This window comes from Pseudomonas sp. 43A (genome assembly GCF_013363935.1).
GTDB lineage: Bacteria > Pseudomonadota > Gammaproteobacteria > Pseudomonadales > Pseudomonadaceae > Aquipseudomonas > Aquipseudomonas crudilactis.
Genome location: NZ_CP054880.1, coordinates 2052204 through 2075557 on the forward strand (window position 1 = coordinate 2052204; position 23354 = coordinate 2075557).

Genomic DNA, 23354 nt, shown 5'->3' on the forward strand with positions numbered 1-23354 from the left:
CACGTCATGCAATTTAAACAGAATACCATCCAAATTTTGGACGCGCACGGCCAGGTCATAACCACCATGGTGCTGCCGGCCAATATCAAGCTGGCCCAGTTGGCGCCACTGAAGATCCTCGGCGACATCAGCGTGAAGGTTCTGCCAGGCGCCGCGCCATTCCGCGGAATCTGCGTAGGGGGTGCGCAATGAACCAGCCAGCCGCCCGTATCGCCGACGAAGCCCTTGAACTGCTGCGCGCCACGCACGAACGCATCACTAATATGCGAGTGCTGTTCAACGCCATCACGAAGGACTTGAAGCGCGGCAAGTCGCACGACATCGAAGAGCTCGCCAGTCTCGGGAGCTTTCTTGGATACGACTGGGCGAACTACGTCGATAGCGAAGTTGAGCAGATGCAGAAGGCGCTCGACGCGGCGGAGGTGGCCCAATGAGCGCCTCTATTCGATCACGGGACGACCTGAGCTTCACACAGCGCGATGATGCCGGTCGGCTTATCAATTGGCCGCGGTACAACTACGGCGTGCCTGGGGACTGGGAGAAGGGTATCGCCTGCTTCGATGCCGAGATTGCCGAGCTGGCCGCCTACGACGAAACAGAGGCGTTCCATGCGATCAAATTCGCGATCGTGGGAATGGGAGGGCGCTGTACAAGTCTGGAAACGGGATTCATCGATCGCGTAGCCCGGGCGGCGGTGATTGGTCTCCGTTCGCTGCGGTCTGGTGCTGAGCAGTTCGTTCCTACAGACATCGACTGACAAACTACGAAAGCTTCGTAGTATCGAAGGCACTACCCTGCAACGGGGTGGTGCCTTTTTCCATCAGGGTATCAACCCCGTCGCGAGCTTTCGAAGTTCGCTATCAGATCTGGACGGAGCGAGCGCGCGCATTCACGGCAGTAACCCGCGGTAGTCCAAGGCAACCAATCGACGACAAGGAATGTCATTCCACCAGCTTGCGCACACTGCCTGTAGTCCATGCCAATACAGCGACCTTGCTTGAAGTTCTGGATCATCTAAAACCCCCTATGGGGATGGTAATTTATAAAGGTGTCCATTTTCTGGACTCACAAAACCCTTGAAACCGGCTAAAGCAGTCCATTTTCTGGACTGGTTTTTTTATGCTCTGGAACAACCGGACGTAACCAGAAAATGTGGGTCTATTTTCTGGACTGGTGTAGTCCATTTTCTGGACTAGAAATTCTGTTGATCAGAGGAGTAATTTCCGCTTTGGCGTCTCTGTTGGGCCTTCCTCGAGGTCGGCGCCCGGGCACTCGTCGATCGGTAGCCAGGTCAGTGCATAAAGGTTCGGCCTGCCATTGTCCCGGCTCCGGTCGTACCCCCTCGTCTTCTGAATCAGATTCCGCTCAGTGAGCTCTCTCAGGGATGCAGCCAATACCGTTTTGGACATCCCGCCCCAGTCGGCCATCATTACGTGCGTTGCTGCGAGATTGCCGTTGTTTCTCCCGTTGAACTGGTACTCCAGGACTTCCAAGACCTTGCGGGCAGCCCATGACATTTCCCGGTATTCCTGCTGGGCCATGAGAACCTTCGGCTTGGCGAACGCCCCCCTAGGCCCCCAATTTGATTTGGCTATTTTTTTCTTGGCCATTCAGTGACTCGCAGGCAGGTGCGGAGATATCCCCAAAGGTGGGGACACCTCCGCTTCGCTGGGTTACGACGCTTCGCGCAGGAGGATGTATTTGGCCACTCGGTGAGGCGGTCGCCCCGGCTCCGTGGACTGATGCGTCCAGTAGGTCTGGATTTCGTGCCCCTTTTTCCTGAGGCGGCGGATGGTGCTTGGTGGTTGAACGATGTCGAGTGCCTGGGCGGCCTCGACAGAGGAGATCGGGCCGTTTCTCAGCGCGTCGATCATCTTGCGGTCTTGCTCAGTTGAAGAATGGCGTGTCATAGTTTGCCCTTCACGTTGGTGCTATCCAGTGTGTTTTCGCCTAGGCGGTGTTCCCGCACCGCCTTGGCAACTTCTCGCGCATTCCTTCGCAATTCCTCCCTGATCATTTGTCGCTCGGCTCGTCGACAAAGCGACTTAGAACAAGCCAAAGGACGGCGGATTTCTCCTCCTCCCAGCGCTTGTACAGTCGTTCGTATTTGGTGGTAGTGGTGCTCACTCCTTGCATAGCCTGGAACGTGTCGCAGGCGGACTGAAGCATCAGCTGCTCCTTATCGGTAAATTCCAAGATCATCGCGCACCGTCCTTCGCGGCGCGCTCAACCCACGCCTTAAGCTCTGTCATCAGGATCAACCGGCGGCGGCCAATTTTGAACGCCTTCAGGTCGCCCGAGGCGATCAGCTCATAAACACCAGAGCGCGAATACCCGACAATCCGCGCGGCATCTTCGACGCTCACCGATAGCGGGCTTACCTGATTTGCTTGTTCCATGGGGGCATCTCCAAATCCTCTGCCGACAGGGCGAGGTACAACAAAAGAATATTGCTGTAAGTATTGCACGTCAACTGCAATCACTGACTGATTGCAATCGCATGGACTTCGGCGGACGCAAAAGGTAGGATTCGCTTCAGGCGTAAATTTGGTGGGTAAAGCGGAATGGCGAAAAATAAGCCGAGTCAAGGAGCACGTAAGACAGAGACGCTGACGTTGCGCCTTGATCCAAAGGTTAAGCTGATGATCGAGTTGATATCACGCATCCGTCGTCAATCCATCACTGGGGTGGTGGAGGCTGCGATTGAGGAGATAGCTTTCGACCTAGATGCGCCGTTTGTTTCTGGCGGCGAAGCACATCCCATGTCTCTGCTTAGTGCCGTGAGCGAGATTTGGTCAACGGACGAAAGTGAACGATTTATTCAGCTGTGTCATTACCTGCCTTCACTGATCACTTACGAAGAGCAGCGCCTATGGGAAACCATTAAAGCGTCGAAATTCTTTCTTACTCCTGGTACGGGGGATAACGCTCAATATTGGGAGGTGCCGGGCGTGGGGCGAATCGATCGACAGAATCTTCGGCACTGGTGGCAGGAACTGCTGAATCATGTCGAGGACAACAAAGAGAGTAGAACTATTGTCCCCTACGAACCGCCGTTCTAAATGAGCTCTACTGCGGCGGCTTTCGTCCCAGGTGCCAGGTGGGCATACCTCAGCGTCATCTTTATGTCGGCGTGCCCCAGCAGATCCCGTACCGTATTGAGCGGTACGCCGGCCATCACTAGGCGTGACGCGAAATCGTGACGCATATCGTGCCAGCGGAACCCTTCGATATTGGCTCGCTCTAGCAGCTTGAGCCAGGCGCTTTTAACGTCCTCCAGACGGCCGCCTTCCTGACTCGGGAACACATATTCAGATTTGCCGGCCAGCTTCTTCCAGTCTTCCAGCACGCGCACCGTTTCCTTGTTCATCGGGATGTGTCGTGTGTCACTTGTTTTGGTGGTGGCGCCGGCGGCGGTGATCGTCTTCGTCTGGAAGTTCACCGCGGACCATTTCAGGTCGAACAGCTCTCCGCGTCTCATGCCTGTATTCAGCGATACCAGGACCATAGGCTTTAGGTGGTCTGTGAACGGGACCTGCAGCAAGCTCGGCATCAGTTCCTTACCGCGATCCGCTCGCCACTTGTTCGCACTCTCGCGCTCTGCCCTTGCTTCGTCTTGGCGGGCGTCCAGCGCTTCACGGAGCCGTTTTGTCTCTTCAGCATCTAAGTAGCGGACCAGTCCCATCGAGTCGACTTTTAAGGCTTTGAGCCTGTCCATCGGGTGGGTATCGATGTACTCCCATTCAACTGCTCTGCTGAATACCCCGCTGATGGAACCCATTTTTCGATTGACCGTCGACGGCTTGTTGCCTGACTGCATCCATCCAGTACGGATCTGGTCAAGGTCGCGTCCAGTGATCGCATCGAGACGCTGGGACATGATTGCTTCGAAGTTGTTGTTAAGCGTGTGCTGGGTCTTCTCGTGGCCTTTGTGGTGGGCCTTGAACCACGGCATATAGATGTCGTCGATGAATTCGCGAAGAGAGGGCAGGGCGGTCCCCTTTCGACCCTGAGCGACTGCCAGTGGCTCGCCGTGGGCGTGCGCGTCGGCCAAGTACTGAGCGGCCTCGGTTCTGGCTTGATCGAGCGTGAGGACACCAACGCGCCCCAGGGTGGCGTTCTTGTTGCGCCCCCATGTGACCATATAGGACTTGTGACCGCTGGGCAGAACGCGGATAAAGAAACCCGGTTGTACGGTGTCATGCACGCGGTATGCTTTCGCCTCGGCGGCCAGGCTGCCAATGAGCTTTTGGGTGATTTTGGTTTTCAAGGATTCGACCGTGACAGCAAGGTGGCAGCAAAAAGCACTATACCGCTCTGTTTTCATGGACTCAATGGGACGAATAGGACCAGTAATATTGGGCTTATGCCTGATCCTGCTGGATCTGATTTGTCCCTCCTAAGGGGAAGGTTGGCAGTTCGAACCTGCCCTGGGACACCAATTATTCAGGGCGGGACAAACGTCCGAAAAAAGCCCCGACAGGATGACCTGCCGGGGCTTTTTCATGCGCGTGAGACGGGAGTCAGTTCGCCGCGCCACCGTCCGCCTTGCCAATCGAGATGCTCACCTCCGTCACATGCCGTCGCCCATTGACGTCGTAACTGCGCCCGCCTGCCTCAACGTCCGGTTTGCGCAGTGCCAGTTGGGCGGACAAACCGTGCTTTTCGTCGTAGCTGCCAAACCAGTCGACCAGTTTTCCGATGTAGCAGTCTTTACCGATTATCACCGGTAAATCGAAAACATCCTCGACGGTGTAATGCACCGGGCCGTAGCTGTAGTAATCGTTTTCTCCCGCACCTGTCGCAGGTATCGGGCAGAGGGGAGTGCGCTTTGCCGCGTCGTGACGGGTTTGATCGTCGTTGGCCTTAGTGATTGCCCGGTTGAGCGTCAGGCGCAGACCTGGTTCCAGTTCGAAGGTGCTGATGCCGTCTTCTTTGGGTTGAGTCGAGGGCACGTTCAGGTAGTAGGCATAGCGAACCGTAACGGTAGGTACATCACAGTTGATTTTCAGCGGGGTGAGCAAGTACACGTGATCGACGCCATAGGCGCCGTTTCGGTAGGCCGCGTAAATATTGCCGCGAACCTTGATCCAGTACACCGATTGGTTGGCGCCGCGATCATTGGTGTAGAACAAGGAACTCTGCGGCTCGGCAGTTCTTTTGACGAAACGTTCGCCGTCTCGACGCCAGGTTTCCACGTAGGTGAACATGCCGGTGCCACCGGCATAGGTCTGGACGATAAGGTCCCGTTGCCCGTCGCCATTCATATCGAGCAGCGAATATGAGGTTTGGCCTGTTTCTGCTGCGCCATCAATGTTTGAGGCGATCAAGGCCTGCCATTCATCCGCAGTGACGTCTTTGGGCATGTTTTTCGGAAAGTGCGTCTGCTCGCTGGGGTTGTCTTTGTCCAGATCACCTGCAAAGGAAGTTTCTCCAGTGTCGATGACCAGTGATGCCAGCACTCGCTCCACCGCAACTTCCCGATTGGCGCCTTTACTTGCCCCCAGAAAGCTTTGCTGAAGATCTTCCATCGCTTGTTTATCAATACCGGTCGGTTGGTGGGCGACGACACTTATTTGCTGCGTCTGCAAAAGCTTCAGCCGATCACGATAACTTTGCTCCAGGCACGTGCTGTCTTCAGCGCACTGGTTGCGTACTTTCAACCAAAGTCGCTGGGTGCGTTTGAGCTCCGGCTGGCCCTCGTTGGAGGCCTTAAACAAATCCCGGTAAACCTCGCCCATCTGCGTATCCAGTTCATACAAACCGGTATTCGCACAGATAGTTTTTTCCACGGCTGTCACCGCTTTTGCACAATCCATTCCAGCCGCCATCGCCTGCTGGAAAAACAGCAGCGCACAGGCGGACACGATGCAACGTCCTTTGATGTACACGAGAGCAACCTTGTAGTGGAAAGCCAAGAAGCCGCGCAGAGTAATCGCAGAACGAGGAATCTTGAAGCGCCGGCTTCAGAGAACGCCACTGGTGGCCGATAACCCACTCGGTGACTTAAAAGTCGCGCGAAATCGCTTGATAGCATTTGGCCGCCAGCTATCATCTGCGCGCCTGAAATTGCCGCGATTCATCCTCTTCAATTGCCTGGAAATCTTCGATGCTGTCGTATCACCAAAAGAGTTTTCTGATCGTCGATGATTTCTCGGATTTCCGCAGTTCCGTGCGTTCGATGCTGCGCGAACTTGGGGTCAAGGACGTCGACACTGCGGATACCGGTGAGCAGGCGCTGAAGATGTGTGCGCAGAAGTCCTACGATTTCATCCTGCAGGATTTCCATCTCGGCGACGGCAAGAAGAACGGCCAGCAGGTGCTCGAAGACCTGATGCTGGAGAAGCTGATCAGCCATGAAGCGGTGTTCGTCATGGTCACTGCCGAGACCAGTCAGGCGATGGTGCTCAGTGCTCTGGAGCACGAGCCGGATGCGTACCTGACCAAGCCCTTCAACCGTTCCGGGCTGGCGCAGCGCCTGGAGCGTCTGGAGCAGCGCAAGACGTTGCTCAAACCGATTCTGCAAGCCCTTGATCGCGGCAAACCGGTCGAGGTGCTCAATGCCTGTATTGCCCTGTGCAAGCAGGACATTCGTTATTCGCCGCTGTGCCTGCGCTACCGCGCTGATGCGCTGCGCGACATGAACCAGAACGAAGCGCTGGAACGGCTTTACGACAGCATCATCGCCGACCGGCCGTTGCCATGGGCGTTTGCCGGACTAGGCAAGTTGCTGTTCAAGCGCGGTCAGGTGGCGCAGGCCAAAGGCGTTTATGAGAAAGCGCTGAAGGTGTTCCCGATGATGCCGTCGTTGTACGACGGTATGGCCGACGTGCTGGTTGCCGAAGGCGACACCAAAGGCGCGCAGCAGGTGCTGGAAGAGGCGATTCGCTTGTCGCCGCTGGCCGTGCGTCGTCAGGCCTTGCTCGGCAAACTGGCGATGACCAACGAGGATTTCGAAACCGCTTCGCGCGCCTATCGTCAAGCGGTGTCGCAAGGCGCGCAGTCACGCTTCAAGGACCCGGAAAGCAACCTCGGTCTCGCCCATGCGCTGATCAGCAAGGGCAGTGAGCGCGGTCTCGACACGCGCACGCGGCTGGAGATCAACACCACCCTCAGCGCCGTGGCCAAAGAGAACCCGACCGACCCGGGCCTGCAGATTCGTGCACGCCTGATGAAGGCCACCAGCCTGCTGCTCAACGATGCCGAGACTGCCGACAAGCTCACCGAGCAAGCCATGATGCGCCTCGACGGTATGGAGCAATTCATGAGTCCGGAGGCGGCGCTGTTGGTCGCCAAACAGTTGCAGATGCTTGGTCAGGCCGAGGCGGGCACTTCGATGCTCAAGAGCTGTGCGGAAATCTACGGCGACGATCCGGCGGTGATGAAAGACATCGCCAAGCTCACCGATGATCCGACGATCCTCAGTTCCAGCAACGCCGCCGCCGACCTCAACCGTCAGGGCGTGCGTGTGTACAAGACCGGCAATCTGGTGGAGGCCCGCGAGGTGTTCCGCAAGGCGCTGAAGATGCAACCGAAGAACATCAGTATCGCGCTGAACATGGCCCAGTCGCTGCTCCACGGCACCGACACCAGTGTGCCGTCGGCGGAGCTGGAAGAATGTCGGGCCTGCCTGAAAATGGTTGGCCTGATGCCCGACACCGACGCGCGTTTTGCGCGTTATCAGAAGCTGAAAAGCAAGGCGTTTGGCGAATGAACCACGACGAGCAATCTCTGGATTTTTCCACGGTGATCGCCTCCACCGTCCACGACATGAAGAACTCGCTGGCCATGCTCATGCAGGCCCACAGCCAATGGCTGGCGCGGTTGCCGCAAGAGCTGCGCGAAGGCACGGAGCCGGGCGTGATCGACTTCGAGTTCGCCCACCTCAACGGCATGCTGGTGCAGTTGCTCGGGTTGTATAAGCTCGGCGTTAACCAGATGCCGCTGCAACCGGCCTATCACGAACTCGACGATTTCATCGAGGCGCAACTGGCGGCGCATCAAGAGGTGTTCGCCAGTCGCGGCATCGTCGCCACCTATGAAGTCGATCCGCTGAGCCCGCTGGGTTTCTTCGATCGCGAGCTGATCGCCTCGGTGCTGGGCAACTGCATCAACAACGCGATTCGTTATGCGCGCGAATCGTTGCTGATCACCGTCAGCGACGAAGCCGGGCAATTGGTGCTGAGCATCAATGATGACGGCGACGGCTATCCGGTCGAGATGCTTGAACGTCAGGCCGATTACGTGCAGGGCATCAATCACAGCAGCGGCAGCACCGGGCTTGGCCTGTACTTCGCCAATCGCATCGCCGCGCTGCATCAGCGTAATGGCGTCGAAGGTCGCACCGAAATCAGCAACGGCGGACCGCTCGGCGGCGGGGTGTTCAGCCTTTATCTGCCGTGACACGGGTTTTTGTTTGACGCTGCTTGATATTCCGAACAGCCGGAGCCTATTTTGTACGGGTCGCCGTTCGCGGCTCGCACAATAACAAGGATTGCGTCATGACAAGCGATGGCCAGCGTTCACTCGCGCAGCGACTGACGGGCATTGATGAGATTGAATGTGTCACGCCGGATTTGAACGGCGTACCTCGGGGCAAGGTGATGACCGCCGAGGGTTTTCTCGAAGGGCGGCGTCTGCAGCTGGCGCGGGGTGTGCTGCTGCAATGCATCATGGGCGGTTACCCGGCCGCGCGGTTTTACGGCAGTGATGACGGCGATCTTGCGCTGATTGCCGAACCGACCCAGATCCATCGTTTGCCATGGAGTGACGACCCGCGTGCCTTGGCCATTTGCGACGCCGATGAACTGACCGGCGAAAGCTCCAATCTGTCGACCCGGGGGCAACTCAAAGCGGTCATCGCTCGGTATGCGGCACGCGGTCTGGCGCCGGTGGTGGCCACAGAACTGGAATTCTTCGTGTTCGCGCCGAACAGCGATCCGACTCAGCCGTTCCGTCCACCGGTTGGCCTCGATGGTCGCCGCGAGGATGGCCAGTCGGCGTTCAGCGTCAGTTCCAATAACGGTCTGCGGCCGTTCTTCAATGAAGTCTATAAATGCATGGCGGCCCTCGGCCTGCCGCGCGATACCTTCATGCATGAGATGGGCGTCAGCCAGTTCGAGATCAATCTGCTGCACGGCGATCCGCTGTTGCTCGCCGACCAGACATTCCTGTTCAAGCACCTGCTCAAGGAAGTCGCGCTCAAGCACGGCCTGAGCGTGGTGTGCATGGCCAAGCCGCTGGCGCACACGCCGGGCAGTTCGATGCACATTCACCAGAGCATCGTCGACAGCCGCAGCGGCAAGAATGTCTTCAGTGACGAGCAGGGTGAGCCGACGGCGATGTTCCGCCACTTCATTGGTGGGCAGCAGGCAGGCATGGCTGATTTCACCGCGTTGTTTGCCCCAAACGTGAACTCCTATCAGCGTCTGTGCCATCCGTACGCATCACCGAATAACGCGTGCTGGTCCCACGACAACCGTGCGGCGGGTCTGCGAATTCCGGCGAGTTCGCCGGTTGCTCGACGGGTCGAGAACCGCTTGCCGGGTGCCGATGCCAATCCGTATCTGGCAATCGCTGCCAGTCTGGCCGCCGGTTTGCATGGGATCGAGCACGAGTTGGAACCGACCGAGGCGATTCAGGGGGAGTTCGAGGTGCCGGACAATCTTTCGCTGCCGTGTACCTTACACGCCGCGCTCGAACGTCTGAAACGTAGCCAATTGGCGAGGGAACTGTTCGGACAGGAGTTCATCGAAGGCTACATCGCTTCGAAGACCATGGAGTTGACCAGCTTCTTTGATGAAATCACTCCCTGGGAACGGCGTGTTCTAGCAGCCCAGGCCTGACGAACTGTCGCCATCGGGCTATCGTTTGATAGCCCGGTATTTACTGCAAGGAGCCGCTCGGAACGCCGATGCGCCAAATCTGGAAATCCTTTCGAGCGCTGTATTTCGCCTCGCTGATGATGTTGATCGGCTCGGGCCTTCTATCCACTTATCTGGCCTTGCGTCTGGCCGCTGACAACGTCGACGGCCTCTGGGTCGGTGCGCTGATGGCGGCCAACTATTTCGGCCTGGTGCTGGGCGGCAAGATCGGTCACCGGCTGATCGCCCGGGTCGGGCATATCCGTGCTTATTCAGCGTGTGCCGGGATCGTCGGTGCGGCGGTGCTTGGCCATGGTCTGGTCGATTGGCTGCCGGCGTGGCTGGTGCTGCGGACCATCGTCGGTCTGGGCATGATGTGCCAATACATGGTGATCGAGAGCTGGCTCAACGAGCAGGCGGACGCCAATCAGCGTGGCCTGGTGTTCAGCGGTTACATGATCGCTTCATACCTTGGTCTGGTGCTCGGTCAACTGATTCTGGTCATGCACCCGGGCTTGGGTCTTGAACTGCTGATGCTGGTCGCGCTGTGCTTCGCGCTGTGTCTGGTGCCTGTGACATTGACTCGAAGGATTCACCCGGCGCCGCTGCATCCGGCGCCGATGGAGCCGCGCTTCTTTATCAAGCGGGTGCCGCAGTCGTTGAGTACGGTGCTGGGCGCCGGTTTGATCATCGGCTCGTTCTACGGTCTGGCGCCGTTGTATGCCTCGCAACAGGGGCTGTCGACCGAGCAGGTCGGTCTGTTCATGGGTAGCTGCATCTTTGCCGGTTTGCTGGTGCAGTGGCCGTTGGGCTGGCTGTCTGACCGCTATGACCGGGCGCTGCTGATTCGCTGCTTTGCCGGGTTCCTGGCGGTGGCGGCATTGCCGTTGGCGGTGTTGCCGCAGGTGCCGCTTGAGGTGCTGTTCGGGGTTGGCTTTCTCTGTTCGCTGGTGCAGTTCTGTCTGTATCCACTGGCGGTGGCATTCTCCAATGACCACGTGGAAGGGGATCGCCGGGTGTCGCTGACAGCAATGTTGTTGGTGACCTATGGGGTCGGCGCGAGCATCGGGCCGTTGCTGGCGGGTGTGCTGATGAAGCTGTTCGGCAGCCAGAGCCTGTATGCGTTCTTCAGCTTCTTCGCGCTGGTGCTGGTGTGGCGGATCCGGCCGAAAGCCGTGACCAATCTGCATCAGGTCGACGACGCGCCGCTGCATCACGTGGCCATGCCGGACAGCATGTCCAGCTCGCCACTGGTGGCTGCCCTCGACCCTCGGGTCGACGAGCAGGTGGTGCAGGAGCAGATGGTGCAGGACCCTGTGCAGACGCCGGCAAATCCCGAGCCTGAACCTGCTACTCAGGCAGAGCCTGCGGCAGAAGTCGAACCGGATACCGATAATCCTGCGCCTGATCTCAGCGGTGGCAGACCCTGAACTGAACAAAACACAGCGCGCGTAAAAAAGGGCAGCCCCGCCAGGGACTGCCCTTTTTATTGTCGCTAAGAATCACATATCGTCTTTATCGAAACGGCGTGCTTCACGTTGCAACTGATAAACGAAACGCTCAACGTTGCGCGCGGCCTGACCACTGATGTTGTGGAAGCGCAGGCCGGCAAAGGTGATGTTGAGTTTTTCTTCGAAGTGCAGATAGCGCAGTTCGACGGAGGTCGGCTGGTTGCCGAACAGCGGCGGGGCGATCAGACGGTCATAGACCTGACCCAATTGCAGACGATCAGTGATATCGCCTTCGAAGCGCAGCTTGCAGCCGGTCGCGGAGATATCCAGCAGTTTGCCGTTGATCGGCGCCTTGAGCTTTTCGCCGCCCAGTTCAACGCTGACCAGATCAGTCAATTTCAGCGCGGCGCGGAAAGCATTGCGGCGCTGGTGGTAAACCACTTCGGTCGGCAGTTCGCCGGTGTAGAAACGATCACCTTCGGACTCTTCGATGTTCAGTGTGCCGGTGCATTCCCAGGCAATGCGCACACCGTCATGAAAACCTTCGACCTTGAACGGCTCGCCGGCCAGCAGAAAGCGTTCGCCATCACGCGGGATCATCTCGTCCAGTGCGATCGAAGCGCTGTCGCGGTCAACTTTGATCAGGTAGCTCTGGAAGCGCTGGCTGCGCTCATGAAAGGTGATGATCAGCGGATCGTGGCTTTCTTGCAGCTGGCGCAGGTTGCTGGAGATTTCCAGTGGCGTGGTAAGCACCTTAGGGGGCTGCGGAGCATCATCCGCGCTGAGGGCGTTGGACACGGTTTATCAATCTCCAGACAAAATATGACGACTAGCCAGCATTTTGCCAGCATGTTCCGCGGGTTGATAGAGCTGGCGCATCAACGGCTCATGCCTGGCTGAGCGGACGCGGTGTGGCGGGTTTGGCAAAAGTACCGCTGGCGTTATACAGCGCCGGCGCTTCACCACCCGTGAGGATCTTCAGCTGATTGGTCGTGGCGGCCTGCTGGATCTGGATCGACTGACCATTCTTGAGGTTGGCGGCCTGGCATTGAGCGATCAGATCGGTCAATGCGTCGCCTTGCGTCAACAACTGCTCGCCAATGCTCGACTGGCCAGCCAATTGCTCAAGACCTGTACGATCAGTCGGCAGATTGAGGCTGGCGAGGATTTCACTGCGCTTGCGGCCATGCTGTTCAAGCAGAATGATCAACGCCTGTTTGTGCGCCAGAATTTCTTCCAGCAGGGGCATGTCGCGACCGTGCAACGCGAGGGATTCGGTTTGCAACAACTCCAGCAATTGTTGAGCTGGAGCAAAGTCGTCGTTGATCAATTGCAATAAATTAGTGTCGTGCATGGCTGGCCTTGGGTTTTAAGCGTCCAAAAGCCTGGCGCAGGCAAAGGCCTAGCGCTGGGCTTCGAAGTTGAGCAGTTTGCTGGCTACACGGTTGCTGTCGACTTTATAGCTGCCATCGGCAATCGCGGCTTTCAACTCGGCCACACGGGCTTTGTCGACAGCAGGTTGATCGCGCAGCTTGTCAGTGACCTTCTGCAACTGTTGAGCCTCATTGCTGAGGTGTACCGATTCCCCGCTTTTTGCGGTACTGGCCTGTTCGGCCGGGGTATTCAGCGGCGCGGAGGTGCCGGTTTCGGCGGTTTCCTTGGCGTTGCTGGTACGTGTACTGCCCGTAAGTGACGAGGAGCTGTTCAAACGGCTGAAATCGATGACCATGATAAAAACCTCTGGGAATTTGGACGCTTGCCATGTTTTCGGCCATCCCCTGGAAAACTTTAGGCACATTTACAATGAGCCTTGCATGCGCCGGCGCGTGTCCTGCTGCGGCACAGTTTAGGGAACAGCCGAGGTCAGCGCCAGTTTTCTACATCGCCACTTCCACTTGGCCCGGCGCGGTGACTTGCGCCTTGATGACCCGTTGCGAGTTGAGGTTTTTCACGCGGATCTGCTCTTTCAAACCGCCATTGGCCAGCGCTTCACCGGGCATGCGCACGGCGAGCGTGCCGCTGCGGGCGGTGATGACCACTTGATCACCTTTGCGAATGACTTCCGCCTGTTCCAGATGAACCAGGGTAATGACCTGATCGGCTACCGTTGGTCGGGTCAATTTCTGCCCGATCGCTTCGTCTACCGAGGTCAGAAAGCCTTGGTTGATCGTGCTCACGTCGCGCTCACGCAGGGTCACGTCCTGTGGTTCGATAATCCCGGCACGTTTGAGCGGTCGGGTGGTGGTCACAATCTCGCGAAACAGGCGGACTTGAGCGGGCACGAACACGGTCCATGGCGAGGCGCCTTCGCAGCGAACCTTCACGGTAACCCGGCCCAGCGGGCGTGCCGGACTCTCCAGCGTGGCTGTCAATTCCTTGTCGCACATAGGCATGCGCATACGGGGGTCGAGCTGGTTTACTTCGATTTCGTAGCGGCCTTCCGTTTGACTGGTAGCCAGATAGTCTTCTACGGTGAACTCAAGAAAGCCCTGAGTGACGCCGATAAGCATGTCAGGCAAGGTAACCGCATCAGCAATGGCAGGGCTGCCAGCGAAAAAGCAGCAGACGGCTGACATCGCGCAAAGGCTTTTGCGAGCGCGGGAGGTCAGGTGTCGGAAAAATGTCGTTTGAGCGTTCATACGAGTTAAAAAGCAAGCGCCGTGCCGTTTAGCAATGAATGTGCGTCGCAACAACACTTGGCGTTGGTGTAGGAGTCTGGGCATGGCTGGTGTAATGGATTCGGTGAACCAGCGCACGCAACTGGTAGGGCAGAATCGCCTGGAGCTGTTGTTGTTCCGTCTTGACGGTCAGCAGCTCTATGGAATCAACGTGTTCAAGGTACGGGAAGTGTTGCAATGCCCGTCGCTGACGTTGATGCCCAAGTCCAGTCCTGTCGTGTGCGGGGTGGCAAATATCCGGGGGGCAACCATTCCGATCCTTGATCTGGCAATGGCCACCGGTTCCGGAGCGTTGAAAGACAAGAACAACCCGTTCGTGATCATCACGGAGTACAACACCAAGACCCAGGGTTTCCTGGTCCGCTCGGTGGAGCGCATCGTCAACATGAACTGGGAAGAGATTCATCCACCGCCCAAGGGCACGGGTCGCGATCACTACCTGACCGCTGTGACTCGAGTGGACAATCAGTTAGTCGAAATCATCGACGTCGAGAAAGTGCTGGCGGAAGTTGCGCCGACACCGGAAGCGATTTCGGTGGGCGTGGTCGATGTCGAGACCCAGACCAAGGCACTGTCGTTGCGTGTCTTGACGGTCGATGACTCGTCGGTGGCGCGCAAGCAGGTCACGCGTTGTCTACAGACGATCGGTGTCGAAGTGGTGGCGCTGAACGACGGCAAGCAGGCGCTGGATTACCTGCGCAAGCTGGTCGATGAAGGCAAGAAGCCGGAAGAAGAGTTCCTGATGATGATTTCCGACATCGAGATGCCGGAGATGGACGGGTACACCCTGACGGCGGAAATCCGCGGCGACGCGCGCATGCAAAAGCTTCACATCATCCTGCATACTTCGTTGTCCGGGGTATTCAATCAGGCGATGGTCAAGAAAGTCGGTGCCGATGACTTTTTAGCCAAATTCCGCCCTGATGACCTGGCATCCCGGGTAGTCGACCGGATCAAAGCAGCAGATATCAGCTAGGGGCGTTTTGTCCCTGGCAGTCAACACGATTTAAGAGGCGGCATCATTGTCTACGGGTAATTTGGATTTCGAACAGTTCCGGGTCTTCCTGGAAAAAGCCTGTGGCATTTTGCTCGGTGAAAACAAGCAGTACCTGGTCTCGAGCCGTCTCAACAAACTGATGGAGCAGCAAGGCATCAAATCCCTGGGTGAGCTGGTTCAGCGCATCCAGACCCAGCCGCGCAGCGGTTTGCGCGAGCAGGTGGTCGATGCCATGACGACCAACGAAACCTTGTGGTTTCGTGATACCTATCCGTTTGAAGTCTTGAAGAACAAGGTGCTGCCTGAAGCGATCAAGGCCAGCCCCAACCAGCGTCTGCGGATCTGGTCGGCGGCGTGCTCGTCGGGCCAGGAACCGTACTCGCTGTCGATGTCGATCGACGAGTTCGAGCGCACCAACCTCGGTCAGTTGAAGATGGGCGTGCAGATCGTTGCCACTGATCTGTCTGGCCTGATGCTGACCAACTGCAAGACCGGCGAGTACGACAGCCTGGCGATCGGTCGTGGTTTGTCGCCGGAACGTTTGCAGCGTTACTTCGACCCGAAAGGGCCGGGGCGCTGGGTGATCAAGGCGCCGATCAAGAATCGCGTGGAGTTCCGCTCGTTCAACCTGCTCGACAGCTATGCCGCGCTGGGCAAGTTTGACATCGTGTTCTGCCGCAACGTGTTGATCTACTTCTCTGCCGAAGTGAAGAAAGACATCCTGTTGCGCATTCACAGCACGTTGAAGCCGGGCGGTTATCTGTTCCTTGGCGCTTCCGAAGCGCTGAACGGGTTGCCGGACCATTACCAGATGGTGCAGTGCAGTCCGGGGATCATTTACCAGGCGAAGTGATTGCATCGGCAACACAAAAAACGGCAGGCCCGCAAAGGCCTGCCGTTTTTTTATGCCCGAAGAAATTCTCCTTAACACCAAAAATCCCTGTGGGAGCGAGCTTGCTCGCGAAGAGGCCGTCACATTCTGCATTTGCATCGGCTGACACACCGCCTTCGCGAGCAAGCTCGCTCCCACAGTTGTCCGGCGGTGATAGTGATGGGACGGCAAGCGGCAGAAAAGCGGCATCCGGCGGAAACCGGTTGCCGCTTTTCTGGCATTGCCGCTTTGCCGACTTCCGGCAAAGCCCCGGTTTATGGGGGTTTTGTGGCTTGGCACGGCGCTTGCTAAAGCTCAGTTACGAAAAACCGGTCACCTGAAGGTTCCCGACATGAGCATCAGCTTCGATAAAGCGCTCGGCATTCACGAAAAGGCATTGGGCTTCCGCGCCCAGCGTGCCGAAGTGCTGGCCAACAACATCGCCAACGCCGATACCCCGAACTACAAGGCGCGGGATCTGGACTTCTCCAAAGTGCTTGAAGCACAGACCCAGAAAAACGCCAACGGCACCATCGCCCTGAACATGACCAACAGCCGTCACATCGAAGCTGAAGGCCTGGGCAACGGCGACGAATCGCTGATGTATCGCACGCCGATGCAACCTTCGATCGACCAGAACACCGTGGACGCCCAACTGGAACAGTCGAACTACGCGGAAAACGCCGTCGGCTTCCAGGCCAGCTTCACCCTGCTCAACAGCAAATTCAAAGGGCTGGTGTCAGCCCTGCGCGGAGAGTAATTCATGTCCCTGTCCAGCGTTTTCAACATTGCCGGCAGCGGCATGAGCGCACAAACCACGCGTCTGAACACCGTTGCGTCGAACATCGCCAACGCCGAGACCGTCTCGTCGAGCATCGACCAGACCTACCGCGCCCGTCACCCGGTATTCGCCACCATGTTCCAGGGCGGCCAGAACAGCGGCAGCAACTCGCTGTTCCAGAGCCAAGACGCCGCCGGTCAAGGCGTGCAGGTGCTCGGTGTGGTCGAAGATCAAAGCAACCTCGAAGCGCGCTACGAGCCGAATCATCCGGCGGCTGACGCCAAAGGCTACGTCTACTACCCGAACGTCAACGTGGTGGAAGAAATGGCTGACATGATTTCCGCGAGCCGTTCGTTCCAGACCAACGCCGAAATGATGAACACCGCCAAAACCATGATGCAGAAGGTACTGACCCTCGGTCAGTAATAAGGGGCGACTGCCATGAGTGTTTCCGATACCACCAGCAGCTTGAGCATGAACGACATCCTGGCCAACTCGTCGAAGAAGGCCAGCAGTTCGACGACCGGCGGCATCGCCTCGGCGACCAACAGCGCCACCGGCGGCCAGGCCCTGGGCAAGGACGCGTTCCTGCAATTGCTGGTTACTCAGCTGAAAAACCAGAACCCGCTCGATCCGCAGGACAACAGCGCATTCGTTGCCCAATTGGCGCAGTTCAGTAGCCTGGAAGGCATCACTACGCTGAACTCCACCGTGAGTGGCCTTGCTGGCAACTACAACTCGTCGCAAGCCTTGCAGGCATCGTCGCTGGTGGGCCGCAACGTCATCGTGCAGACCAACTCGGTTCAGCTCGACGATCCGAGCAAAGGCATGACCGGTTCGGTCACCGTTCCGTCGTCGATTGCCGGCGGCACCGTCAGCATCACCGACAGCAGCGGCACGGTGGTTCGCACCATCGATCTGGGCAGTCGTGCCGCAGGCGCCGCGAGCTTCACCTGGGACGGCAAGGACAAGGACGGCAATGTGGTCAAGACCGGTACTTATACCGTCAAGGCCAACGCATCGATCAATGGCACATCGACCGATATGGCGACCTACCTGCCGGCCACCGTCACCAGCGTGACGATCAGCCAGACCGGCGGCGAGCTGATGCTCAACCTGTCCGGCAAGGGCACCGTTGCCCTGTCCAAAGTACAAACCATTGGTATATAGAGCCGACTAACCGGCACAAAGGAGTGGAATATGTCTTTCAATATCGGCCTTAGCGGTCTCTATGCAGCCAACAAACAACTGGACGTGACCGGCAACAACATCGCCAACGTCGCGACCGCCGGTTTCAAATCGTCCCGTGCAGAATTCGAAGACGTCTACTCGGCCACTCGCCTGGGTAGCGGCAGCAAAGTGATCGGCAACGGCGTGCGCCTGGCCAACGTGTCCCAGCAGTTCACCCAGGGTGACATCAACAACACCGGTAACGTGCTGGACATGGGCATCAACGGTTCGGGCTTCTTCACCATGAGCAACAATGGCTCGGTGTCCTACACCCGTGCCGGTACGTTCAAGGTCGACAACGCCGGTTACATCACCAACACCGACTACACCTCGCGCCTGCAGGGTTACGGTGTTGACGCCAATGGCAAGATCATCAACGGCGTGTTGACCGACCTGAAGATTGATACCTCGAACCTGGCGCCGAAATCGACTTCCCTGGTGACGTCGAGCATCAACTTGAACTCGACTGCGCCGGTGATCGTTGATACCGGCACCAACGCCGTCAAGTTCGACCCAAGCAAGCTTGAGACGTACACGAAGAGCTTCAGCACTCCGATCTACGACTCGCAGGGCAACTCGCACGTCATGGATCAGTACATGGTGAAAACCGGCCAAAACACTTGGAAGGTTTACACCCTGGTGGACGGGCGTAATCCGGATGCAACCGGTAGCAATCCACTCACGACGCCTCCAACTGCTTCGACACTGACGTTTGACAGTTCGGGCAATCTGACTCAGGTCAGCACACCTAACCCGGCGGATCCGGCCAATCCGATCATCAGCAGCGACTTGAAGCTGGCCAATTGGAAGCCGGGCAACGTGGTCAACGGTAACTTTGTACCTAACGGCGCAGCAGCCAACACGGCTGGCGTGACCATCTCCATGTCCAAGACCACTCAGTACAACGCTGACACCGCGCGTTCGATCCCGACTCAGGACGGTTACGCCACTGGCCAGATCACCAACCTGACCATCGACGGCACCGGTACGTTGTTCGCCAACTTCAGCAACAACCAGAGCAAGGCCATCGGCCAGGTTGCGCTGGCCAGCTTCACCAACGAACAAGGCCTGCAGGCTATCGGTGGCACCAGCTGGAAAGAGACGTTCGCTTCGGGTATCCCGGGCTACGACGCTCCGGAAACCGGTACTTTGGGTTCGATTGCTTCCAACTCGCTGGAAGAGTCGAACGTCAACCTGACCAACGAGCTGGTGGACCTGATCAAAGGCCAGAGCAACTATCAGGCGAACGCCAAGACCATCTCCACTCAGAGCACCATCATGCAGACCATCATTCAGATGACTTGATGTGATCTGAGAGCTGCACTGAAAACCGACGCCAGAGCGTCGGTTTTTTTATGCGCGTTGCTAAATTTACATTCACCATTGAACCGTTTGTCGGAATTTATGGTTCGGAAGTTGCAACCCCGTCCAGTAGAGGACCTTCGCGTCAAAACTTTGCACAACCTGCTTCATTGAGCCAGGACACTGTATGGCCATATGGAAATCAGGAAGCTTCTACCTAGTTTCAACGTAGTTTCCAACACAAAAACACAAGGATGATGTAATGGCGATAATTAACGGGACCACTGGTGCAGATAATCTGCTCGGCACTGCGGGCGATGATCAGATAAGCGGTTTGGCTGGCAATGATGTCTTGAATGGCGGGGACGGTAATGATCTATTGATCGGCGGCGATGGCGCCGACCAACTGATTGGTGGTGCCGGCTTCGATATCGCCAGCTATGAGGATGTGCCCAACAGCGTTGCAGTTACCCTGAACCTGAAGACTGGTGTACACACCGGTTTTGCAGCGGGCGATACCTTTGTCGGGATCGAAAGCTACCGGGGTTCGAACTACGGTGACACCTTTTACGCCAGCGCAGCCGCCGACAACCTCGACGGTTACAACGGCATCGACATGCTGAGCTACTCGCAGTCGGAACAGGCCGTGAACATCACCATGACCAGTGCGCGAGCGGGCACCGGTCTGGGTGGCGACGCCCAAGGCGACACGTTCTCCGATTTTGAAAACATCGTGGGCTCGAACTACAACGACGTGTTCACCGCGTCGTTGGGTACCACGACTTTCTACGGCGGCGCCGGTAACGACGTGTACATCATCAATGGTTCGGCCAGCCAGAACGTGGTGGAAATGGCGGGTGGCGGTGATGATGAAGTGCGCACCACGCTGAGCAACATCACCCTGGTCAACGAAGTCGAACGTCTGACGTTTACCGGTACTGGCAACTTCATCGGTCGCGGCAATGCCTCTGACAACGTCATCACCGGCGGTGCCGGCAACGATATCTTGATGGGCGGCGCAGGCGCCGACCAACTGATTGGTGGTGCCGGCTTCGATATCGCCAGCTATGAGGATGTGCCCAACAGCGTTGCAGTTACCCTGAACCTGAAGACTGGTGTACACACCGGTTTTGCAGCGGGCGATACCTTTGTCGGGATCGAAAGCTACCGGGGTTCGAACTACGGTGACACCTTTTACGCCAGCGCAGCCGCCGACAACCTCGACGGTTACAACGGCATCGACATGCTGAGCTACTCGCAGTCGGAACAGGCCGTGAACATCACCATGACCAGTGCGCGAGCGGGCACCGGTCTGGGTGGCGACGCCCAAGGCGACACGTTCTCCGATTTTGAAAACATCGTGGGCTCGAACTACAACGACGTGTTCACCGCGTCGTTGGGTACCACGACTTTCTACGGCGGCGCCGGTAACGACGTGTACATCATCAATGGTTCGGCCAGCCAGAACGTGGTGGAAATGGCGGGTGGCGGTGATGATGAAGTGCGCACCACGCTGAGCAACATCACCCTGGTCAACGAAGTCGAACGTCTGACGTTTACCGGTACTGGCAACTTCATCGGTCGCGGCAATGCCTCTGACAACGTCATCACCGGCGGTGCCGGCAACGATATCTTGATGGGCGGCGCAGGCGCCGACCAACTGATTGGTGGTGCCGGCTTCGATATCGCCAGCTATGAGGATGTGCCCAACAGCGTTGCAGTTACCCTGAACCTGAAGACTGGTGTACACACCGGTTTTGCAGCGGGCGATACCTTTGTCGGGATCGAAAGCTACCGGGGTTCGAACTACGGTGACACCTTTTACGCCAGCGCAGCCGCCGACAACCTCGACGGTTACAACGGCATCGACATGCTGAGCTACTCGCAGTCGGAACAGGCCGTGAACATCACCATGACCAGTGCGCGAGCGGGCACCGGTCTGGGTGGCGACGCCCAAGGCGACACGTTCTCCGATTTTGAAAACATCGTGGGCTCGAACTACAACGACGTGTTCACCGCGTCGTTGGGTACCACGACTTTCTACGGCGGCGCCGGTAACGACGTGTACATCATCAATGGTTCGGCCAGCCAGAACGTGGTGGAAATGGCGGGTGGCGGTGATGATGAAGTGCGCACCACGCTGAGCAACATCACCCTGGTCAACGAAGTCGAACGTCTGACGTTTACCGGTACTGGCAACTTCATCGGTCGCGGCAATGCCTCTGACAACGTCATCACCGGCGGTGCCGGCAACGATATCTTGATGGGCGGCGCAGGCGCCGACCAACTGATTGGTGGTGCCGGCTTCGATATCGCCAGCTATGAGGATGTGCCCAACAGCGTTGCAGTTACCCTGAACCTGAAGACTGGTGTACACACCGGTTTTGCAGCGGGCGATACCTTTGTCGGGATCGAAAGCTACCGGGGTTCGAACTACGGTGACACCTTTTACGCCAGCGCAGCCGCCGACAACCTCGACGGTTACAACGGCATCGACATGCTGAGCTACTCGCAGTCGGAACAGGCCGTGAACATCACCATGACCAGTGCGCGAGCGGGCACCGGTCTGGGTGGCGACGCCCAAGGCGACACGTTCTCCGATTTTGAAAACATCGTGGGCTCGAACTACAACGACGTGTTCACCGCGTCGTTGGGTACCACGACTTTCTACGGCGGCGCCGGTAACGACGTGTACATCATCAATGGTTCGGCCAGCCAGAACGTGGTGGAAATGGCGGGTGGCGGTGATGATGAAGTGCGCACTAACCAAAATACCTACCGATTGAGCGTGGAAATCGAGCGCTTGAACTTCACCGGGACTGGCAATTTCACTGCATACGGCAATGCTTCCGACAACATCATCACGGGCGGGGCTGGCGATGACACGCTGTTCGGTGGTGCAGGGGCGGACCAACTCATTGGTGGAGATGGTTTTGATACGGTCAGTTATGCCGATGCCGACAAGGGCGTGAGCATCAATACTAAAACGGGGATCCACACCGGAATTGCTGCCGGCGATGTTTACACCAATATTGAAGCGATCATTGGTTCGAACTTTGGTGATGCGTTTGTCGGGGATGCGGGAGTCAATCGCTTCAACGGTGGTAGTGGTATGGATTTGGTGAGTTTTGCCAGCGAAACTGCGGGTATCACCCTGGATTTGGGGGCGCCTGTTTTCACCGGGGCTGCCGCTGGCGATATTTACACGTCGATCGAAATATTCCAGGGCACGGCGCAGGCCGACAGCTTTACCGGCAGCGCGGCAGGGGCGGAGAATTTCGTCGGTGGCGCTGGTGCGGATCTATTGACGGGGGTTGGTCGAGGTGATGGCGCTTGGTACTTGACCAGTACTGGTGGCGTTCAGATCAACTTGTTGGATGGCACAGTCGCAGGAGGCGACGCTCAAGGTGACGTGTTGATCAACATCGATAACCTGATGGGATCGGCATTCAATGACACGCTGACTGGCAACGCCTATTCGAACAAGCTTGAGGGTGGTGCGGGTAACGACATTATCTACGGCGGCGAGGGTGATGATTTTATTTACGGCGATACGGTCACTGATATCGGCGCTTTCGGGCCAACAGCTATCAGTGGTGTCCAGGCTGATACGCTCTACGGCGGTAACGGCAATGACACCATGCGTAGTGCCGATAACGATACTGGCAGTGTTCTTTATGGTGAGGCAGGCAACGACAACATCACCGTGTCGGCCGGGATTGCCTATGGTGGTGACGGCAACGATACCTTGACGGGTACCGGTTACGGCTATGAACTCCAGGGTGGTGCAGGTTTTGATACGTTGAACTTGCGCGGCTCGGGTGATGCCTTGGGCGGTGAGGGTGGTGATGCCTATGTCGTGTACTCGAAAACCATGGTAGGCATTCAGGACACAGGCACATCGGGGGTTGATACCGTCACCCTCAAGAACATTCAGAGTGTCAGTGATGTGCGGATCGTCCAGAACGATCTTGGCGCCTACGTCTTCAATGCCGCCGATCTGCAAAGCGGCAACTTGGACTCCGGCGTGTTCCTGAAGGACTGGTACAAGGGCGGTAATACCATTGAAACCTTTTTCACCAACAACGGTGAGTCCTTCACCATTCCTGTCGTAGGACAGGCGATGTCCGAGTCATTCGCAGTCTGACAAAGGCGTTGCATGCATAAAAACGGCGAAGCCT

The 23354-nt window shown here is 57.5% G+C and carries 25 protein-coding genes; 15 read left to right on the forward strand and 10 right to left on the reverse strand.

Annotated features, from left to right (window positions below):
* Positions 1 to 6 precede the first annotated feature (6 nt).
* The 3 genes from HUW52_RS09085 to HUW52_RS09095 are packed head-to-tail and all read left to right on the forward strand — an operon-like array spanning position 7 to position 757.
* Positions 7 to 192 (forward strand): hypothetical protein, encoded by a 186-nt coding sequence (locus tag HUW52_RS09085; RefSeq protein ID WP_175553452.1) that lies wholly within the window; start codon positions 7 to 9, stop codon positions 190 to 192.
* A complete protein-coding gene (locus HUW52_RS09090; protein ID WP_175553453.1) occupies positions 189 to 434 on the forward strand; it encodes a hypothetical protein in 246 nt (81 codons plus the stop codon). Before HUW52_RS09085 ends, HUW52_RS09090 begins: the two co-directional genes overlap by 4 nt.
* Positions 431 to 757 (forward strand): hypothetical protein, encoded by a 327-nt coding sequence (locus HUW52_RS09095; protein ID WP_175553454.1) that lies wholly within the window; start codon positions 431 to 433, stop codon positions 755 to 757. Before HUW52_RS09090 ends, HUW52_RS09095 begins: the two co-directional genes overlap by 4 nt.
* A gap of 451 nt (positions 758 to 1208) precedes the next feature.
* Here the strand turns inward: HUW52_RS09095 and HUW52_RS09100 are convergent, their stop codons facing one another.
* The 4 genes from HUW52_RS09100 to HUW52_RS09115 form a co-directional block, all read right to left on the reverse strand.
* Complete coding sequence (locus tag HUW52_RS09100; protein ID WP_085730383.1) at positions 1209 to 1610, reverse strand: MarR family transcriptional regulator; 402 nt, start codon at positions 1608 to 1610, stop codon at positions 1209 to 1211.
* A gap of 63 nt (positions 1611 to 1673) precedes the next feature.
* The gene (locus tag HUW52_RS09105; protein ID WP_226499613.1) at positions 1674 to 1910 is read right to left on the reverse strand and encodes a helix-turn-helix domain-containing protein; all 237 of its coding nucleotides are present in this window, start codon (positions 1908 to 1910) and stop codon (positions 1674 to 1676) included.
* Positions 1911 to 2013: 103 nt separating this feature from the next.
* Positions 2014 to 2169 carry a hypothetical protein gene (locus HUW52_RS09110; RefSeq protein WP_175553456.1) on the reverse strand — a complete coding sequence of 52 codons (156 nt, stop codon included), beginning with the start codon at positions 2167 to 2169 and terminating at the stop codon, positions 2014 to 2016.
* 29 nt (positions 2170 to 2198) lie between these two features.
* Positions 2199 to 2399: a helix-turn-helix domain-containing protein gene (locus HUW52_RS09115; protein WP_175553457.1), complete on the reverse strand. Its 201-nt coding sequence runs from the start codon at positions 2397 to 2399 to the stop codon at positions 2199 to 2201.
* A gap of 243 nt (positions 2400 to 2642) precedes the next feature.
* Here HUW52_RS09115 and HUW52_RS09120 point away from each other — a divergent pair, with 243 nt between their 5' ends.
* Positions 2643 to 3062 carry a hypothetical protein gene (locus HUW52_RS09120; RefSeq protein WP_175553458.1) on the forward strand — a complete coding sequence of 140 codons (420 nt, stop codon included), beginning with the start codon at positions 2643 to 2645 and terminating at the stop codon, positions 3060 to 3062.
* Here HUW52_RS09120 and HUW52_RS09125 read toward each other — a convergent pair.
* Both HUW52_RS09125 and HUW52_RS09130 read right to left on the reverse strand, forming a co-directional pair.
* A complete protein-coding gene (locus tag HUW52_RS09125; RefSeq protein WP_256668031.1) occupies positions 3059 to 4270 on the reverse strand; it encodes a site-specific integrase in 1212 nt (403 codons plus the stop codon). The genes HUW52_RS09120 and HUW52_RS09125 overlap by 4 nt on opposite strands.
* Before the next feature lie 253 nt (positions 4271 to 4523).
* Positions 4524 to 5891: a lysozyme inhibitor LprI family protein gene (locus HUW52_RS09130; RefSeq protein ID WP_175553460.1), complete on the reverse strand. Its 1368-nt coding sequence runs from the start codon at positions 5889 to 5891 to the stop codon at positions 4524 to 4526.
* Positions 5892 to 6109: 218 nt separating this feature from the next.
* On the opposite strand from HUW52_RS09130, the gene HUW52_RS09135 reads away from it, so the two are divergent.
* The 4 genes from HUW52_RS09135 to HUW52_RS09150 all read left to right on the forward strand — a co-directional run bounded on the left by HUW52_RS09135 (position 6110) and on the right by HUW52_RS09150 (position 11293).
* Positions 6110 to 7714 (forward strand): tetratricopeptide repeat-containing response regulator, encoded by a 1605-nt coding sequence (locus tag HUW52_RS09135; RefSeq protein WP_175553461.1) that lies wholly within the window; start codon positions 6110 to 6112, stop codon positions 7712 to 7714.
* Positions 7711 to 8403 (forward strand): sensor histidine kinase KdpD, encoded by a 693-nt coding sequence (locus tag HUW52_RS09140; RefSeq protein ID WP_016983970.1) that lies wholly within the window; start codon positions 7711 to 7713, stop codon positions 8401 to 8403. Before HUW52_RS09135 ends, HUW52_RS09140 begins: the two co-directional genes overlap by 4 nt.
* 200 nt (positions 8404 to 8603) lie before the next feature.
* Positions 8604 to 9845, forward strand: a complete 1242-nt coding sequence (locus HUW52_RS09145) for a glutamine synthetase family protein (RefSeq protein WP_175555657.1) — start codon at positions 8604 to 8606, stop codon at positions 9843 to 9845.
* 68 nt (positions 9846 to 9913) lie between these two features.
* Complete coding sequence (locus HUW52_RS09150; protein ID WP_175553462.1) at positions 9914 to 11293, forward strand: MFS transporter; 1380 nt, start codon at positions 9914 to 9916, stop codon at positions 11291 to 11293.
* Positions 11294 to 11365: 72 nt separating this feature from the next.
* On the opposite strand, the gene HUW52_RS09155 is transcribed toward HUW52_RS09150, so the two are convergent.
* The 4 genes from HUW52_RS09155 to flgA all read right to left on the reverse strand — a co-directional run bounded on the left by HUW52_RS09155 (position 11366) and on the right by flgA (position 13953).
* Entirely contained in the window at positions 11366 to 12112 is a 747-nt protein-coding gene (locus HUW52_RS09155; RefSeq protein WP_095123064.1) for a flagellar brake protein, read from the reverse strand.
* Between the two features lie 88 nt (positions 12113 to 12200).
* Complete coding sequence (locus tag HUW52_RS09160) at positions 12201 to 12668, reverse strand: flagella synthesis protein FlgN (RefSeq protein WP_175553463.1); 468 nt, start codon at positions 12666 to 12668, stop codon at positions 12201 to 12203.
* Between the two features lie 48 nt (positions 12669 to 12716).
* Entirely contained in the window at positions 12717 to 13043 is a 327-nt protein-coding gene (flgM, locus tag HUW52_RS09165; protein WP_007960324.1) for a flagellar biosynthesis anti-sigma factor FlgM, read from the reverse strand.
* A gap of 148 nt (positions 13044 to 13191) precedes the next feature.
* Positions 13192 to 13953, reverse strand: a complete 762-nt coding sequence (gene flgA, locus HUW52_RS09170; RefSeq protein WP_026000512.1) for a flagellar basal body P-ring formation chaperone FlgA — start codon at positions 13951 to 13953, stop codon at positions 13192 to 13194.
* Positions 13954 to 14035: 82 nt separating this feature from the next.
* Between flgA and HUW52_RS09175 the strand changes: the two genes are divergently transcribed.
* The 7 genes from HUW52_RS09175 to HUW52_RS09210 all read left to right on the forward strand — a co-directional run bounded on the left by HUW52_RS09175 (position 14036) and on the right by HUW52_RS09210 (position 23320).
* Positions 14036 to 14968, forward strand: a complete 933-nt coding sequence (locus HUW52_RS09175; RefSeq protein WP_007917585.1) for a chemotaxis protein CheV — start codon at positions 14036 to 14038, stop codon at positions 14966 to 14968.
* 46 nt (positions 14969 to 15014) lie between these two features.
* The gene (gene cheR / locus HUW52_RS09180; protein ID WP_016983976.1) at positions 15015 to 15842 is read left to right on the forward strand and encodes a protein-glutamate O-methyltransferase CheR; all 828 of its coding nucleotides are present in this window, start codon (positions 15015 to 15017) and stop codon (positions 15840 to 15842) included.
* A 370-nt stretch (positions 15843 to 16212) separates the two neighbouring features.
* A complete protein-coding gene (gene flgB, locus HUW52_RS09185; RefSeq protein WP_007917581.1) occupies positions 16213 to 16620 on the forward strand; it encodes a flagellar basal body rod protein FlgB in 408 nt (135 codons plus the stop codon).
* Positions 16621 to 16623: 3 nt separating this feature from the next.
* The gene (gene flgC, locus HUW52_RS09190; protein WP_003227217.1) at positions 16624 to 17067 is read left to right on the forward strand and encodes a flagellar basal body rod protein FlgC; all 444 of its coding nucleotides are present in this window, start codon (positions 16624 to 16626) and stop codon (positions 17065 to 17067) included.
* A gap of 15 nt (positions 17068 to 17082) precedes the next feature.
* The gene (gene flgD / locus HUW52_RS09195) at positions 17083 to 17811 is read left to right on the forward strand and encodes a flagellar hook assembly protein FlgD (RefSeq protein ID WP_175553464.1); all 729 of its coding nucleotides are present in this window, start codon (positions 17083 to 17085) and stop codon (positions 17809 to 17811) included.
* 30 nt (positions 17812 to 17841) lie between these two features.
* Positions 17842 to 19176 carry a flagellar hook protein FlgE gene (gene flgE, locus HUW52_RS09200; RefSeq protein ID WP_016983978.1) on the forward strand — a complete coding sequence of 445 codons (1335 nt, stop codon included), beginning with the start codon at positions 17842 to 17844 and terminating at the stop codon, positions 19174 to 19176.
* A gap of 259 nt (positions 19177 to 19435) precedes the next feature.
* Positions 19436 to 23320, forward strand: a complete 3885-nt coding sequence (locus tag HUW52_RS09210; protein WP_306150154.1) for an S-layer family protein — start codon at positions 19436 to 19438, stop codon at positions 23318 to 23320.
* Positions 23321 to 23354 lie beyond the last annotated feature (34 nt).

What these genes read in the sequence shown, in the direction of transcription:
- HUW52_RS09085 (WP_175553452.1), top strand. Translation starts at nt 7, where the DNA reads ATGCAATTTAAACAGAATACCATCCAAATTTTGGACGCGCACGGCCAG.
- HUW52_RS09090 (WP_175553453.1), top strand. Translation starts at nt 189, where the DNA reads ATGAACCAGCCAGCCGCCCGTATCGCCGACGAAGCCCTTGAACTGCTG.
- HUW52_RS09095 (WP_175553454.1), top strand. Translation starts at nt 431, where the DNA reads ATGAGCGCCTCTATTCGATCACGGGACGACCTGAGCTTCACACAGCGC.
- HUW52_RS09100 (WP_085730383.1), bottom strand. Translation starts at nt 1,610, where the DNA reads ATGGCCAAGAAAAAAATAGCCAAATCAAATTGGGGGCCTAGGGGGGCG.
- HUW52_RS09105 (WP_226499613.1), bottom strand. Translation starts at nt 1,910, where the DNA reads ATGACACGCCATTCTTCAACTGAGCAAGACCGCAAGATGATCGACGCG.
- HUW52_RS09110 (WP_175553456.1), bottom strand. Translation starts at nt 2,169, where the DNA reads ATGCTTCAGTCCGCCTGCGACACGTTCCAGGCTATGCAAGGAGTGAGC.
- HUW52_RS09115 (WP_175553457.1), bottom strand. Translation starts at nt 2,399, where the DNA reads ATGGAACAAGCAAATCAGGTAAGCCCGCTATCGGTGAGCGTCGAAGAT.
- HUW52_RS09120 (WP_175553458.1), top strand. Translation starts at nt 2,643, where the DNA reads ATGATCGAGTTGATATCACGCATCCGTCGTCAATCCATCACTGGGGTG.
- HUW52_RS09135 (WP_175553461.1), top strand. Translation starts at nt 6,110, where the DNA reads ATGCTGTCGTATCACCAAAAGAGTTTTCTGATCGTCGATGATTTCTCG.
- HUW52_RS09140 (WP_016983970.1), top strand. Translation starts at nt 7,711, where the DNA reads ATGAACCACGACGAGCAATCTCTGGATTTTTCCACGGTGATCGCCTCC.
- HUW52_RS09145 (WP_175555657.1), top strand. Translation starts at nt 8,604, where the DNA reads ATGACCGCCGAGGGTTTTCTCGAAGGGCGGCGTCTGCAGCTGGCGCGG.
- HUW52_RS09150 (WP_175553462.1), top strand. Translation starts at nt 9,914, where the DNA reads ATGCGCCAAATCTGGAAATCCTTTCGAGCGCTGTATTTCGCCTCGCTG.
- HUW52_RS09160 (WP_175553463.1), bottom strand. Translation starts at nt 12,668, where the DNA reads ATGCACGACACTAATTTATTGCAATTGATCAACGACGACTTTGCTCCA.
- flgM (WP_007960324.1), bottom strand. Translation starts at nt 13,043, where the DNA reads ATGGTCATCGATTTCAGCCGTTTGAACAGCTCCTCGTCACTTACGGGC.
- flgA (WP_026000512.1), bottom strand. Translation starts at nt 13,953, where the DNA reads ATGAACGCTCAAACGACATTTTTCCGACACCTGACCTCCCGCGCTCGC.
- HUW52_RS09175 (WP_007917585.1), top strand. Translation starts at nt 14,036, where the DNA reads ATGGCTGGTGTAATGGATTCGGTGAACCAGCGCACGCAACTGGTAGGG.
- flgB (WP_007917581.1), top strand. Translation starts at nt 16,213, where the DNA reads ATGAGCATCAGCTTCGATAAAGCGCTCGGCATTCACGAAAAGGCATTG.
- flgC (WP_003227217.1), top strand. Translation starts at nt 16,624, where the DNA reads ATGTCCCTGTCCAGCGTTTTCAACATTGCCGGCAGCGGCATGAGCGCA.
- flgD (WP_175553464.1), top strand. Translation starts at nt 17,083, where the DNA reads ATGAGTGTTTCCGATACCACCAGCAGCTTGAGCATGAACGACATCCTG.
- flgE (WP_016983978.1), top strand. Translation starts at nt 17,842, where the DNA reads ATGTCTTTCAATATCGGCCTTAGCGGTCTCTATGCAGCCAACAAACAA.
- HUW52_RS09210 (WP_306150154.1), top strand. Translation starts at nt 19,436, where the DNA reads ATGGCGATAATTAACGGGACCACTGGTGCAGATAATCTGCTCGGCACT.